This is a genomic window from Pontibacter kalidii (genome assembly GCF_026278245.1).
In the GTDB taxonomy this organism is placed as follows: Bacteria; Bacteroidota; Bacteroidia; order Cytophagales; family Hymenobacteraceae; genus Pontibacter; species Pontibacter kalidii.
This window is the reverse complement of the sequence record NZ_CP111079.1, coordinates 871,306-884,188: the sequence shown is the minus strand read 5'-3', so window position 1 is coordinate 884,188 and position 12,883 is coordinate 871,306. Positions and strand designations below refer to the sequence as shown.

Below are 12,883 nucleotides of genomic sequence, written 5' to 3'. Positions count from 1 at the left end.
ACTTTAATCCGGCAAGCTGATCTTCCCCATGTGCACAGAAGGGACACCTGTATGTTCAGGCCCGAAGTCGATGGCATTTCCTACAAGGCACTCGTTGGCAAGTGTGGCAAACAATACTGCCTCCTTTGCGTCCGGCGACACACCCAGTTCTGCCGTATTTCGTATCGTTACGCCTGTTATCATTTCCGCTATATTCTCCATCAACAGCGGGTTGTGCATGCCGCCTCCACTCAAAAATAGCTCGAAATGCTCCTTATTCATGGTTCTTTCCAAGGCCTCACAAATACCCGTTGCAGAAAAGCGGTTTAGGGTAGCCATTACATCTTCCGGAGAAAGATGCGTTGTCTCAGACCTTTGTTGTGCCTGTTCCAGGTAAGCAAGGTTAAAAAGCTCCGGACCTGTTGTCTTCGGAAAGCCTTGGTTAAAGAAAGGGTGATCTAAAAGGGCACTTAGCAGCCTTGTATTATACGTTCCTTTTTTTGCAATATCCGAATTAGCATCAAAATATTTACCCGGGTACTGTGTTTGTACATAAGCATCCATAAGGGTATTGCCCGGACCTACGTCTGTTGAGAAGATTCTGGAGGTGTTCAGGTCGCCGGGCAAGAACGTGAAGTTGGCTATACCGCCGATGTTTAGCATGATCCGGTTTTGCCCTTTTTCAGAAAACAGCAGGTAATCGCCGTATACTGCCAAAGGTGCGCCTTCGCCGCCTGCTGCAATGTGCTTCTGCCTGAAATCGCTTAAGGTTATAATGCCCGTCTTAACAGCGATATGGTCGCCATCCCCTATCTGCAGGGTAGCATTGGGCATCCCCGGGATCTGGTGCAAGGAGGCAGGAGCGTGGTAAATGGTCTGTCCGTGGCTGGCAATAACATCTACTTCCCGTGGCTGAATATTCCACGTTTGGAGGCACTCGTTGATTAAATCTGCATGGAAACTGCCAACGTAGGCATTCATCAGGCACACTTTCTCCAGGTCAGCCTCTCTTTTGGAAAAGATCGATTTCACCTGCGCTTTAAATGCGGTGTCATAGGGCATAGTAGCAAATTCAAGAAGCGTCATCTGTGTATCTGTTCCATGTCCCGTAAATTCGCACAGTGCAACATCCAGTCCGTCGAGTGATGTGCCGGACATAAGACCGATGATCCTTCTTCTATCTTTGTTCACGACATCGAATAAGCTGCTTAAACCTTTATTCATTCAAGTCCTCCATTGTACAGTTACAAAATAAATTCTCTTTCGTAGTGCTTGCTCCAGCACTATGACATGCATCCCATTTACTATTGATTCTAATCTAGAGAAAAGGAGCAAAATAACCACCTATCCTCTCTGATTTTAACCAGCTTTACCAGCCATAGCATGGCGGCACTTCCTCATTTTTTGTGCCTAGGTGTTTCCATGCTGTTCACCCTTGTATCAGTTGAGAAGAACATATACTATAAGGTTGCCAGGCGTAAAAGCGAGGCTGCCGAGCTAAAAGCTTAACCGCATACAGAATAAAAGCCATCAGGCGCAGATTTGCGCCTGATGGCTTTTATTCTGTATGCTTACCAAGCTTAAGTACCCGGCAAAGGCATGATGCTACGGAAGGATCAGCGCTCCATCAGGTTATAGAACCACTTTTTACGCTTCTTCTCCCCGGCGAACATAAGTACGGCAACGCCCACGACAGCGGCTCCAACGGCCATCTTGGTCACAAGGCTGCCCTTCTCATACTTCCATTCGGCTGGATAGCCTTTTTCGGCAAAGATGTTAGGCGCTTTCCCCTCCTTAAAATCCTCGATGATGCCCTCTACCACGTTCACGCGGTCGGCCAACAGGAGCGGAAGCCAGTGCAGGTAGCTGTTCTCACTATGCTTAAAGGCAAACCTGCGGATCATGCCACTCAGCCCGCTTGGAGGCATAGCCGTACCAAACACGGCGCTGATATTGGGTCGTTCGATAGAATGCAGCACCTCCATGTTGATGGGCTGCTGTGGCGGCCGCTCCCAGGAATAGCCGCTGTGCTCCTCGTTGGTACGGCGTTTCATGGGGTACGTAGGATCATTCTTCGGATCGGCGTCTATACCCCAGCCATTTATATGCGAATAGTCTTTTGTTGTGTCTTCCATAGTACTTTGATTTACATGTTGGCTGATGGTGGAATAAGCACTGGCTTGATACAGTTGTCCAGCTTATCAGAGAAAATGCGGTAGGCATCGGCCACCTCCTCCAGCGGCACGCGGTGCGTGATGAGCTGCTTCGGCTTGATCACCCCATTCATCACGTGGTCGATCAGGCGGGGAAGCAGGCGCTTCACAGAGGCCTGGTTGGCCCGTATGGTAATGCCTTTGTTCACCACGTTGCCGATCGGCACCAGGTTATCGGTAGGTCCGTACACCCCTACAATCGAAACGATGCCGCCTTTTTTAACCGAATTAATGGCCCAGTGCAGCGCCGTGGCGGACCCTGCCTGCAACAGCAGCTTGCGGCCCGTGATGGTCTGCAGCACGTTACCAGCGGCCTCTGCGCCAACGGCATCAATACACACGTCGGCTCCCATCCAATCGGTGGTCTTTTTCACGAATACCGCCGGGTCGTCCATCTCCATAAAGTTATAGGCCTCGCACTGGGAGTAGTTGCGGGCAAACTCCAGGCGGTACTCTTCCTTGTCTATCACGATCACGCGGCCTGCCCCGAAAAGCCAGGAGCACTTCGCCGCCATGATCCCGATAGGCCCGGCCCCGAATACTACCACGGTGTCGCCTTTCTGGATACCGCCCATTTCAGCGGCCTGGTAGCCGGTGGGCACAACGTCAGTGAGCATCACGGCATCATCCAGGTCCATACCCTCCGGGATGACGGTTGGCCCTACATCGGCATAAGGCACGCGCACATACTCTGCCTGGCCTCCGTTGTAGCCACCCGCAGTGTGCGAGTACCCGAAGATGCCTCCTACCGCCGAAGCCTGTGAGTTGGCCTCGTGGCAGTTGCCGTAAAGCTCCTGCTTACAGAAAGCGCACTTTCCGCACGCAATGTTGAATGGTACGATTACTTTGTCGCCCACCTTCAGTTTCTGTACATCGGGGCCAATTTCCTCCACTACCCCTACAAACTCGTGTCCGAAAGTAGAGCCCACGCGGGTGTCGGGTACGTTGCCGTTGTAGAGGTGGAGGTCAGAGCCGCAGATGCAGGAGCGGACTACCCGGACGATGGCATCCTCAGGATGCAGAATCTCGGGCATGGGTTTGTGGTCTATGCGAACCCGTTTGGGCCCACGATAATTCATTGCCAGCATAAGCTTGTTTTCTAGTTTACGTTATAAAAATCTTTGAACAGGTGCGTTTCCAGCTCTAAAACCATCCTTTCGGAGCAGAAACAGGTTCCAACAGCTTGGATATGTAGATACTTGTATACAGCCTCAAAGTTTCAATAACAGCATTTTTATCAGATAGCACTATATTTAAAAAGTACTATAAAGTAGAGCGAATCCGTTGTGCGGGAAGTATAAATCGGAAGGAGAAAACAGATACTCCAAAGTAAAAATTACCCCATGCCTTCCGGGATGGCAGGTGTACAGAAGCCTATTAGCTTACTTCCGGATGATCCTGCCATCCTCCATCTCGATGATGCGGCCGCTGCGTTCTGCGAAGCTTTGGTCGTGGGTAACGATGAGCAAAGTATGGTGGAGCACCTCTGTCAGTTTCTTGAAGATATCGAATACGATTTCGCTGTTGCGCACGTCGAGGTTGCCGGTTGGCTCATCGCCCATCAGGATAAGCGGGTCGTTGATGAGGGCACGGGCAATGGCCACGCGCTGCTTCTCGCCACCGGATATTTTATAGGCCTTGTTCTTGGCCAGGTGACCGATGCCCAGCATTTTTAACTTTTCCATGGCGCGGTACTCCACTTCCTGCTCGCTATACTTTGCCAGTTTCATGCCGGGCAGCATGACGTTCTGCAGCACCGTAAATTCGTTGAGCAGGTAATGGAACTGGAACACAAAGCCGATCTTCTCATTACGGACGCGGGCCAGCTCCACATCACTTCTGCCCGTCATCAGTTCCTGATCAAGCAACAGTTCGCCCTGATAATCGGTATCCATGGTGGATAGGATGTAGAGCAGCGTGGACTTGCCGCTACCCGATTTACCGATCACCGACACAAACTCGCCTTTCCGCACCGAAAAGGTAATATCAGTCAGCACCTGCACCGTTACCGGATCATGGAACTCCTTGTTAATATGCCTTGCCTCAAGTATGATGTCGTGCATGAGATGCCTGTATTCTATGCTATAAAGTATAAATAGTTTCGCTACGCGCGATGTCCCGCTTCCGGGAACAGCGCGGTTAAGTTCTACCCATTTGTCATCCTGAAAGGATCCTGGTGGCCAATTGCGATAGCTTAACCTGCCGGAGGAAGGGCCCTCTATTTCTACCAAGTTTCTTTACAACGTGACTGAATTTTTTGCTCAATCGTTTTAAGCTGAGCGGCCCTTTACTCACAGGGGATAAAAATTTATCCTGCAAGCTCTTGCCCTTTACTTCCCTCTTATGATCTCCACCGGGTCCACTTTACTTGCCTTTCGGGCCGGGAAGAAACCGGCAAAGTAGGTGGTGATCAGCGAGAAGGAAGCACCTATAAAGTAGAACATCGGATTATAATTAATGGGGTACGTCTTAATGGTGGGCAGCGCGGCCGTGTCGAACGGGATGTTGTCGATGATGACAGAGAAAATAAAGCCGAAGAGCAAGCCCACCAACCCGCCGAAAAAGCCTATACTTAAGGCTATCAGCAGGAAAATACGGTTCACGTCGGCGCCCGAAAAACCGGTGGCTTTCAGGATGGCGATCGAATCCATCTTCTCGTAGATCATCATGTTCAGGATATTGAAGATGCCAAAGCCCGCCACGATAAGCAGCACAATGCCTACCGCGTAAGAAATGATCGAGCGCACGCTGCTGCCTGTTTCAAACTGCGCGTTGGCCGTCTGGATGTCTTCTGCATCGATGTCAAACAACCGCTCATACTCTTTTGCCACGGCAGGCGCCCTGTCCAGTTCGTGCAGCTTTACCTGAATGTCGGTGATGTAATTGGCGGGTTTGCCCAGCAGCTTCTGGGTCGTGCTGATAGAGGCATAGCTCTGCACTTTATCGATCTCCTGAATGCCGGACTGGAAATAACCCACCACCTTGAGCGGGATACGTTCGCCCTGAATGGTGGTCACCTGCACCACATCGCCGATATCAGCAACCAGGATATCGGCCAGGCCTTTACCAAGTATAATGCTGTTGGCTACGTTCTTGGCGTCAATGGCATTCCCGGCAGTCACATAATCCCGGAAGTTGAACAGCCTGCTTTCTTCCTCCACATCCACCCCGTTTATCGTGCCGGTGATCTCGATGGTGCCTTCGTTAAAAAACACCTGGGCCGTGAGCTTGGGCGTTGCGCCCAGCACCCGCGCATCGTCTTTTACAGCCTGCAGAATGGGGCCGCTGTTGTAGATCTCCTGCCGCGAGATCCCGGACTTAACTGAGCTGATAAAGTTGTAGAAGTGTTTATACTCGGTCGCAGCATTTACCGGTTGGTTTTCGCTTGGTTTTATCTCGTTGTAGAGGCGCACGTGCGGGGTACGGTTCAGTATAAGGCCGTCGAGCAGGTCGTTAAGGCCGTTCATGAAGCCAAGCAGCGTGATGAACATGGCAATACTGAACGCAACCCCCACGGCAGCCACCAGCGTCTGGCGCCAGCGGGCCAGCAGCAGCGATTTTGCTATGCCGTATATGAGCCGGGTGTTCATCGGGCAGGTTTGAGTAGCACGTCTTCCTTCGTGATGCCTTCCACTATCTCCACTTTCTGATAATCTTTCAAGCCTGTCTTAACAGGTACTTTTTCTTCGCTTTCCGTCAGCACAAATGCCCCATCCACCAGGTATTCACGTGGGATAAGGAGCGCATCTTTTTTGGTCTGGATGAGGATATTGGCTTCGGTGGTAAGGTTCGGATACAGGGCCGGAGGTGTAGTAACAAAGCTGGCTTCTACGGTAAAGGAGCGCGTCCGCTCGTTCATGGCCGGGTTCACCTTGTATACTTTGCCCTCAAACACCTGTCCTTTGTAGCTGTCCAGGTTAAGCAGCACTTTCTGGCCCGGCTTTACACGGGCAATATCATACTCATCGACCTGCAACTCCAGTATGAACTCATCGGCATTGCCCACCACCGCCACCGGGGTCTGCGGAGTCACCAGTTCTCCTTCCTCCTTCAATACGCTGTATACTTTTCCATCGGTTTCGCTCCGGATCGTGTAATCTTCCGACATCGTCTCGCTTAGCTGCAGGTTTTTTTCTGATTGACGGGCCGCGAAGTTGAGTTGCTTTTTGAGGTCGTTGTAGCGAAGTATGGCCGATTTGTAAGCTGTAACGGAGTTTTTATAGTTTAGCTCCCGCTGCTCCAGTTGTACTTTCGTCCCTATGCGGTTTGCCCATAGGTTGCGCTGCCGCACCAGCAGCAACGAGTCATTCTCTTTCTTGCTCCGGGCCAGGTCGATGGCTTCCCGCAGCTCGTTCAGTTTTTCGGAGTTAGCGCTCACACGGGCGTACTCGGCGGCAATCCGGGCATTTTCGGTGCTCAGGCGAGCTGCTTTGTTGTCGAGCCTGAAAAGCGGATCGCCTTTTTTCACCACATCTCCCTCGTTCACCGGAATATCCAGAATAACACCACTCACCGTCGGGAAAACCTGGTACTGGCTGCGGCTCTTTACTACCCCGGAGGCATACACCGATTCTGTGATATCTGCTATAGTTGGCTGCGTTTTTTCCCGCTTCCCGGAGCAGGCGGTAAGTATAATCAGCAGCAGGGTGACAACAAAGTATGGCTTCATGGGCGCAATCCGGGTTCTGAGGTCGCAACAGCAAGGTATGTATTGGGGAGTCACACAGTGGCTCCCGCAAGTATAGATTTCTATACCCACCCGCCTTTTAAATTATGTCTCAAATGTACGGTATTTATATAACGGAGATATCTCAAAAAGCTTTCTAGGACTGCTTCTTTTGTAATGCTGAACACTGCTTCAGAAGGCACAGGAGCAAGGCTACTGAACAGCTTCGCTATTTCAACAAGGGCGATGCCTTAAATGGGTTCCAGGTCTAAGTAATCGATCATCAGCTTTTGGCCGAACCCCTCTGCCGGCAGCCATCTGAATTCCAGCACCTGTTTTCCCGGCTTCAACTCAAAGGTACCCAGTTCCACCACGCTGGCTTCAGCAGGGGTTACCTCACTTTTGAGGTTTAGCTCCTGTTGCACTTGCTGCCCGTTGAGCGCCAACCGGAACTTGCCGCCTTCCGGATTCCGGGCCACGTGCGCCCGTACCCTGTATTTGCCCGGCTTATCCACCTGAAAGCTCGTGGTGAGTTTGTTTTCTTTTTGGGGCTCCCCATGCCAGAGCAATAGCTTGTGCCCGCTTATCTGGTCGAACATTTTTTCATGAGCAAACTCGTCGGAGTTGGCCCATCCACCTGTGTTATTCTCCACCTTCAGATCCTCCCCTTCGATCACGCCCGGCTCGCGGTATACCTGGTAGGGGATTTCAAAACCATAAAGTTCCGCCGCAGGGGTTGGCCCGATAGGGTCCTTCCCACCTGGGTTGAGGTACCAGTAGGTAGTGACCGCATACTGTGTCGGCCACTTATCAGGGAAATACTTCTCCAGATAGGCCTTGAAAGACTTCTGAAATGGCACGTTATCAATAACCTGCCAGCGGTTCAGGGACTGGTAGCCCATGTTTTCCTCTGTATGGCTCTGGCTGTGATAAGCGTGGGTAAAGTAATTGGGCATGCACCAGGCATAGCCGAAATAATCCTCGGTGCCGGTACCAAAAGTAGAGGGAAATGTCTCGTCATCCACAAAGAACTTCTCATCGCCCTCGCCCCACCAGAAGTAGCCATCGCCGCCATACTGCCGACAGGAGCCGCCTTTCGGATTCCAGACCATCAGCGACATACCCAGGAAACGCCCTTTACCCTCGGTTTCCAGGACCGTCCAGTCGGGCCAGCGGGCGGTGTCCGCTATGGCTTCCAGGTTACGGTGCCATTTGGCATGGAAGCGGCTCGGGTTCTTTTCCTTACTGCTCAGGTTTTCCAGGCCTACGGTCAAGTTCAGGTCAACAGGCTGGTCAAAGTGGTTTATCAACGTTATCGTTGCCGACTGCTCAAAAGGCATATACCAGTAGCTGTACATATTTTCCTTCGTCATGCCCATGGGCAAGGTACGGTAGAGGTTGTAGCCCGGGGCAGAACCAAAGAAATCGCCGATCGGGGACCAGACGGCAGGCTCCTTTTCATTGTCCCACCGGATCTGCAGGATCAGCTTGCGCATGGCCTCCTCCAGCCGCTTTTCATCCGCAGTATTTAAATTAGCTTTGAGAGCATAAATCGCTTTCCTGCCCTTAAGGGTTATAGTTTTGGTTTCGCCAGGCGCTATTTTTTCCGCTATTTCCCTAGTCTCGGCCTCCTGCACCGGATAAGGGAGTTCTCCCATCTTGTTTTTGAAAAAACTGTTGACCTTGGCTAAGGCAGCCCGGCTCTCCGGGGAAAGCTTTGGATTGAAAGCTTCTGGTTGTACCTCCTTCGGGAAGGTGATGTAGTTGAAATGGTAATACTGACCCCACTCCGGTTCAGCCACTATTTTGCAGGATTTTTGATAAGTGATGGGCACGTAGTTATTGAAGCCCCGGGCAGCTGTTTCGTACACCAGCTGCGGATACGCAAATGCAGGGATGGCCGTTGTGTCAAAATATTGGATGAAGGGCATGTCGAGCACCGGTATCTGCTGCCCGTCGATGTAGACCTTTACGCGCCCCTTGGCCGGGTTGGCAGACCACATGCGCACAATAGCCCCCGGCCCCTCCATCTCGGCCAGCACCATGTTCTCCCCTTCCTTCCGGATGTACTGCGGGTTCAGCCCATCGTCGTTGGCGCCCCACGCTACGAACCGGCCGGTAGCTTCATCCACCTTCGTGCGCCTGTCATAACTCGACTCCATGCCGCTGCGCTCGCCCTCAACCGGTGGTACCGCCAGCGCCTTCAGGTCCGTGAGCCTGCCCACAAGCTCCGCATAGCTGATCTTTTTCCCCTGGCTCATGAGCGGAAAACTGACCAGCAGTAAGACGACAAGTACAAGTAGTAGCAGTTTTCTCATAGCTATTTCTTCTTATGCTCCTCTCTAACTGATGGCAGGCAGGGGCACTACTTCTACTATATTTTTCCACAATTAATTACGTATGCTACTTAAAGTTGATGTTGCCAATACTGCTGCCTTGCTTAAAACTTTATTCAGAACGGGACTTATACTTGCCACGCTATACCTGCTACTCATGGGCATATTATCTTTTCAACAGGAGCGCCTAATCTTCTTTCCCGAGAAGCTGCCCGACAATTACGCCTTCCGGTTTGAAGAGGACTTTGAGGAAATATTCGTGACAGCCGAGGACGGCACCCGGCTGCATGGACTGCTTTTCCGGGCACAGGAGCCGAAGGGGCTGGTGTTTTACCTCCACGGCAACGCAGGCTCTGTGGCCTCCTGGGGTTGGGTTGCCCAAACGTATACCGCCCTCCACTACGATATTTTTGTGCTCGACTACCGCGGCTACGGCAAAAGCGAGGGCAGGATCAGCAGCGAGGAACAGTTTTACGGCGATGTGCAGGCAGCCTATGATCACCTGAAAGCAAGGTATGAAGAGAAGCAGATAATCGTGATCGGGTACTCCATAGGTACGGCGGCAGCAGCCAGGGTGGCCGCTACCAATAGTCCCAGGCTGCTTATACTGCAGGCACCTTACTACAGTCTCCCCGACCTGATGCAAAGCCTCTACCCTTTTGTGCCCACGTTTCTGCTAAAGTATAGATTAGAGACGTTCCGGTTCGTGGAGAAAGTGACAGCGCCTGTCGTGCTCTTCCATGGCGATCGGGATGAGATCATTTACCACGGCTCTTCCGAGAAACTGAGACCCCACCTCAAGCCCACCGATCAAGTGATCTTGCTGCAGGGGCAGGGACATAACGGTATGAACGAGAACTCCGAATTCAGGCGGGAACTAGCCAGGGTGCTAAAGGAGGTGGAGTAGGCTTTTGCCCCTACTTCGCGCTGCTGGGGCAAAGGGAGAGCTATTCTATCGCTCGAAAGTAGATCATTTCCGGAAACTTCTGCAGCGCAAACAGCGTCACATCACAAAGCCAGACAGACTGGATGCTGTGATTCACAGGCTTGTAGTATGCTCCTCCCCCTGGCTCCCCCATTCTGACCAGTTCCAGGATAAGCGCGCCCGCAAACGGCTGCTCGCTCATCTCCACCTCCACCCTTTTGCCGCCCCTGGCCAGGTAGTCGAGCATATCATCGGCCCCGGCCACCATCGCCAGGTCTCCCTTCGGCCCCGGATAATCCGGCAGGTCGATGTACCAGGTGCCATGCGCCTCTTTGTAGAAGCTAAAGTTATTTCGATCAGCAGACATCTTACTTCCTCCTTACCCCGGATAACGGCTATACACCTTATCCAAACCTAATTACAGCTCACCTATTATACATATACTTTTAAGCGAGAAACCACGTCACCGCCTTTTCAGAAATGAAGCCCGGTATCTCGTGCTTTCCATCAAACTCCGTGTAGTTTACCTCGATTCCCTCCCGCCGGAGTTGCGGCACAATACGCCTGCCACAAGGGTCAATAGGCAATACAGGGTCATCAACACCATGCGAGATGAACACCTCGGGCTTCCCGTTTTTCTCTACTGTATGTGCAAAACCGGGGGAGAAAGCAAGGATGTGACTGAACAGGTCGCCATTGGTCAGGCCCAGGGACAAGGCATAGGAAGCGCCGTCAGAGAAGCCGCCAATAGCTACGCGTGCCGGATCAATAACGTAGTTTCGGAAAACCAGCGCCAAGGCCTGATCAATCAGCACGACATCCGGCCCGAAGGCTCTGCCGGCGATGATGTCCCAGGAGTAGGACCTGGAGGCCGGTGCCACAAGTATGAGGTTGTTGGCATCGGCATGGTTCCGAAGCAGAGACAGGCCCTGCTCTGCATGAGCGCCGGCACCATGCAGCATGACAGCCAGCGCCGCTGGCCTGCTGCTGTCATACCCTTTTGGAAGATAGATAAAGCCATCCTTGTGGCTGTCTAAGTCGAGTCGCTGCACTCCTGCCTGCTTTTTACCGCTACCGGCGGCGGCTACTCCTGGCTTTGTGGTTAACCTACCTGTTTTATAGCTGTCTCTTGCTGTTGCCATCGCATCACCTGAAAAATAAGGAATACCTACCTATCATACGGCATAGTGCCCTAATTATGCGCCTGAAACAAGGCATGAAAGCAAAAAAGGAGCGCCAGGCTCCTTTTCTGTTTAGTGATGCAGGCATTATATCCTGTTGGATGTATCGGCTTTGCCTACTGCTTCAAAATGCGTCGCTTGCTTGATGGTTTTTTCTTTGCCATCGGCATCTTCATAGTTGCGTTCTTCTACTTCAATAGAGAGGGATTTCCCTTTCAGTTCCTTCGAGTCTACCTCCTGTTTATGGATGCCTATTGCTTTGAGGAAAGAAGCCAGTATCGGTTGGCCTGGCTCGCTCAGGTAAAAGCGCTGGTTCACAAAACCATCCTCATTTTCCATTCGGCAGTTAATGAACGGAATATCTTTGTTTTCGCTTCTACCTTCTTCTACTTCCGTTATTTTCACCACGTGCCGGCCTTCCGGTAGAAATGGTTTTTCATCTATTTTCAGCTTCATACTTTTCTGTTTTTGCTAATATTTTACGCAAAACAGAACATCATGTTTCCATTTTAAAGTTATTACAACCCATAATACTAATATTATTAGTAAACAACCTATTATTTGGCCATTCTATGCAAGCTTTCCGAGTTGATGCAGTAACGCAGGCCCGCTGGCTCCGGGCCATCCGGAAACACATGCCCTAAGTGGCCACCGCATACATTGCACAGCGCCTCTATCCGCTCCATATGATGGCTGCTGTCGAAGGCATACCTGACGGCGCCCCTTTTGGCGGGTTGAGTAAAACTAGGCCAGCCGGAAATGGCATGGTACTTTTCGGTGGAGTTAAACAAAAGGCTTCCGCACCCGGCACAGGTATACTTGCCGGGTTCATACGACCGGCAGTAGGCATTTCGGTAAGGAGGCTCGGTTCCCTTTTCCCGCAGCACACGGTACTGTGCCGGCTTCAGCAGCTGTTTCCACTCCTCCTCCGTTTTTTCTACCCTACTGGCAGGTTCCGGATTGCTGTATTTAGCATAGTAAATGATGTCTTTCCAGCGTAGCATTTTCTCTAAGCTTACGCACTTAGCCTATTGCTAAGAACATAATTCCGCCCCGGTGTTCTTTACCGCACCTTCTTTGCAGCTTGCTATCATATCACCCGGTGGTGAGTTTCAGTGCCGGCCCGTACGCCCGTATGCCTGGCAGCATCCACGCTCCAGATACCGGAGCCCCGTGCGGCCATGTAGAGGAACAGGAAAGCGTACAGCAGGGCCAACTCGCCCTGGTTCAGGATAGGCCATGGGCCCTGTGGAACATGGGCCATAAAATAAGCTACTGCCATCTCGCCGCTGGCAATAAAGGCAGCCCAGCTGGTCAGAAAGCCGAAGGCGATCAGGAGGCCGCCCACCAGCTCAATGATGCCCGCCAGCCCCATCAGCGACGCCAGTTCCACGGTTTCGCCGTCTCCGGGCCATCCAAAAAGCTTCTGCGTGCCGTGCATGGCAAACAGCAGGCCGGCAACAATACGCAGCAAGGCGTAGAGCTGCGGGCTGTAATTTCCTAAAAATCTTTCCATAGTTTATCGTTTGTTAAACCAGGGCCACAGCAGGACAAATAACCCGCTGTAAGCCAAATAATTACAC

13 protein-coding genes are annotated in these 12,883 nt (G+C 51.8%); 1 reads left to right on the top strand and 12 read right to left on the bottom strand.

What is annotated here, in order from left to right:
- Window positions 1–3: 3 nt before the first annotated feature.
- The 7 genes from OH144_RS03650 to OH144_RS03620 all read right to left on the bottom strand — a co-directional run bounded on the left by OH144_RS03650 (window position 4) and on the right by OH144_RS03620 (window position 9,176).
- Window positions 4–1,203, bottom strand: a complete 1,200-nt coding sequence (locus OH144_RS03650) for an anhydro-N-acetylmuramic acid kinase (protein ID WP_266204938.1) — start codon at window positions 1,201–1,203, stop codon at window positions 4–6.
- Window positions 1,204–1,595: 392 nt separating this feature from the next.
- A complete protein-coding gene (locus OH144_RS03645; RefSeq protein WP_266204937.1) occupies window positions 1,596–2,114 on the bottom strand; it encodes a hypothetical protein in 519 nt (172 codons plus the stop codon).
- A gap of 11 nt (window positions 2,115–2,125) precedes the next feature.
- On the bottom strand, window positions 2,126–3,280 hold the full coding sequence (locus OH144_RS03640; RefSeq protein ID WP_266204936.1) for a zinc-dependent alcohol dehydrogenase: 1,155 nt from the start codon (window positions 3,278–3,280) through the stop codon (window positions 2,126–2,128).
- Window positions 3,281–3,574: 294 nt separating this feature from the next.
- A complete protein-coding gene (locus OH144_RS03635; RefSeq protein WP_266204935.1) occupies window positions 3,575–4,255 on the bottom strand; it encodes an ABC transporter ATP-binding protein in 681 nt (226 codons plus the stop codon).
- A gap of 267 nt (window positions 4,256–4,522) precedes the next feature.
- On the bottom strand, window positions 4,523–5,782 hold the full coding sequence (locus tag OH144_RS03630) for an ABC transporter permease (protein ID WP_266204934.1): 1,260 nt from the start codon (window positions 5,780–5,782) through the stop codon (window positions 4,523–4,525).
- Window positions 5,779–6,861 (bottom strand): efflux RND transporter periplasmic adaptor subunit, encoded by a 1,083-nt coding sequence (locus OH144_RS03625; protein ID WP_266204933.1) that lies wholly within the window; start codon window positions 6,859–6,861, stop codon window positions 5,779–5,781. Before OH144_RS03625 ends, OH144_RS03630 begins: the two co-directional genes overlap by 4 nt.
- Before the next feature lie 248 nt (window positions 6,862–7,109).
- Complete coding sequence (locus OH144_RS03620; protein WP_266204932.1) at window positions 7,110–9,176, bottom strand: glycoside hydrolase family 172 protein; 2,067 nt, start codon at window positions 9,174–9,176, stop codon at window positions 7,110–7,112.
- An 82-nt stretch (window positions 9,177–9,258) separates the two neighbouring features.
- On the opposite strand from OH144_RS03620, the gene OH144_RS03615 reads away from it, so the two are divergent.
- Window positions 9,259–10,101 (top strand): alpha/beta hydrolase, encoded by an 843-nt coding sequence (locus OH144_RS03615; protein ID WP_266204931.1) that lies wholly within the window; start codon window positions 9,259–9,261, stop codon window positions 10,099–10,101.
- A gap of 40 nt (window positions 10,102–10,141) precedes the next feature.
- Here OH144_RS03615 and OH144_RS03610 read toward each other — a convergent pair whose 3' ends face one another.
- From OH144_RS03610 to OH144_RS03590, 5 genes are all read right to left on the bottom strand, one after another.
- Window positions 10,142–10,486: a DUF6717 family protein gene (locus OH144_RS03610; protein ID WP_266204930.1), complete on the bottom strand. Its 345-nt coding sequence runs from the start codon at window positions 10,484–10,486 to the stop codon at window positions 10,142–10,144.
- A 79-nt stretch (window positions 10,487–10,565) separates the two neighbouring features.
- Window positions 10,566–11,261: an alpha/beta hydrolase gene (locus OH144_RS03605; protein WP_266204929.1), complete on the bottom strand. Its 696-nt coding sequence runs from the start codon at window positions 11,259–11,261 to the stop codon at window positions 10,566–10,568.
- Between the two features lie 126 nt (window positions 11,262–11,387).
- The gene (locus tag OH144_RS03600) at window positions 11,388–11,756 is read right to left on the bottom strand and encodes a hypothetical protein (RefSeq protein WP_266204928.1); all 369 of its coding nucleotides are present in this window, start codon (window positions 11,754–11,756) and stop codon (window positions 11,388–11,390) included.
- Window positions 11,757–11,857: 101 nt separating this feature from the next.
- Complete coding sequence (msrB, locus tag OH144_RS03595) at window positions 11,858–12,304, bottom strand: peptide-methionine (R)-S-oxide reductase MsrB (protein WP_266204927.1); 447 nt, start codon at window positions 12,302–12,304, stop codon at window positions 11,858–11,860.
- An 86-nt stretch (window positions 12,305–12,390) separates the two neighbouring features.
- Window positions 12,391–12,816, bottom strand: a complete 426-nt coding sequence (locus OH144_RS03590) for a DoxX family protein (RefSeq protein WP_266204926.1) — start codon at window positions 12,814–12,816, stop codon at window positions 12,391–12,393.
- Between the last annotated feature and the right edge of the window lie 67 nt (window positions 12,817–12,883).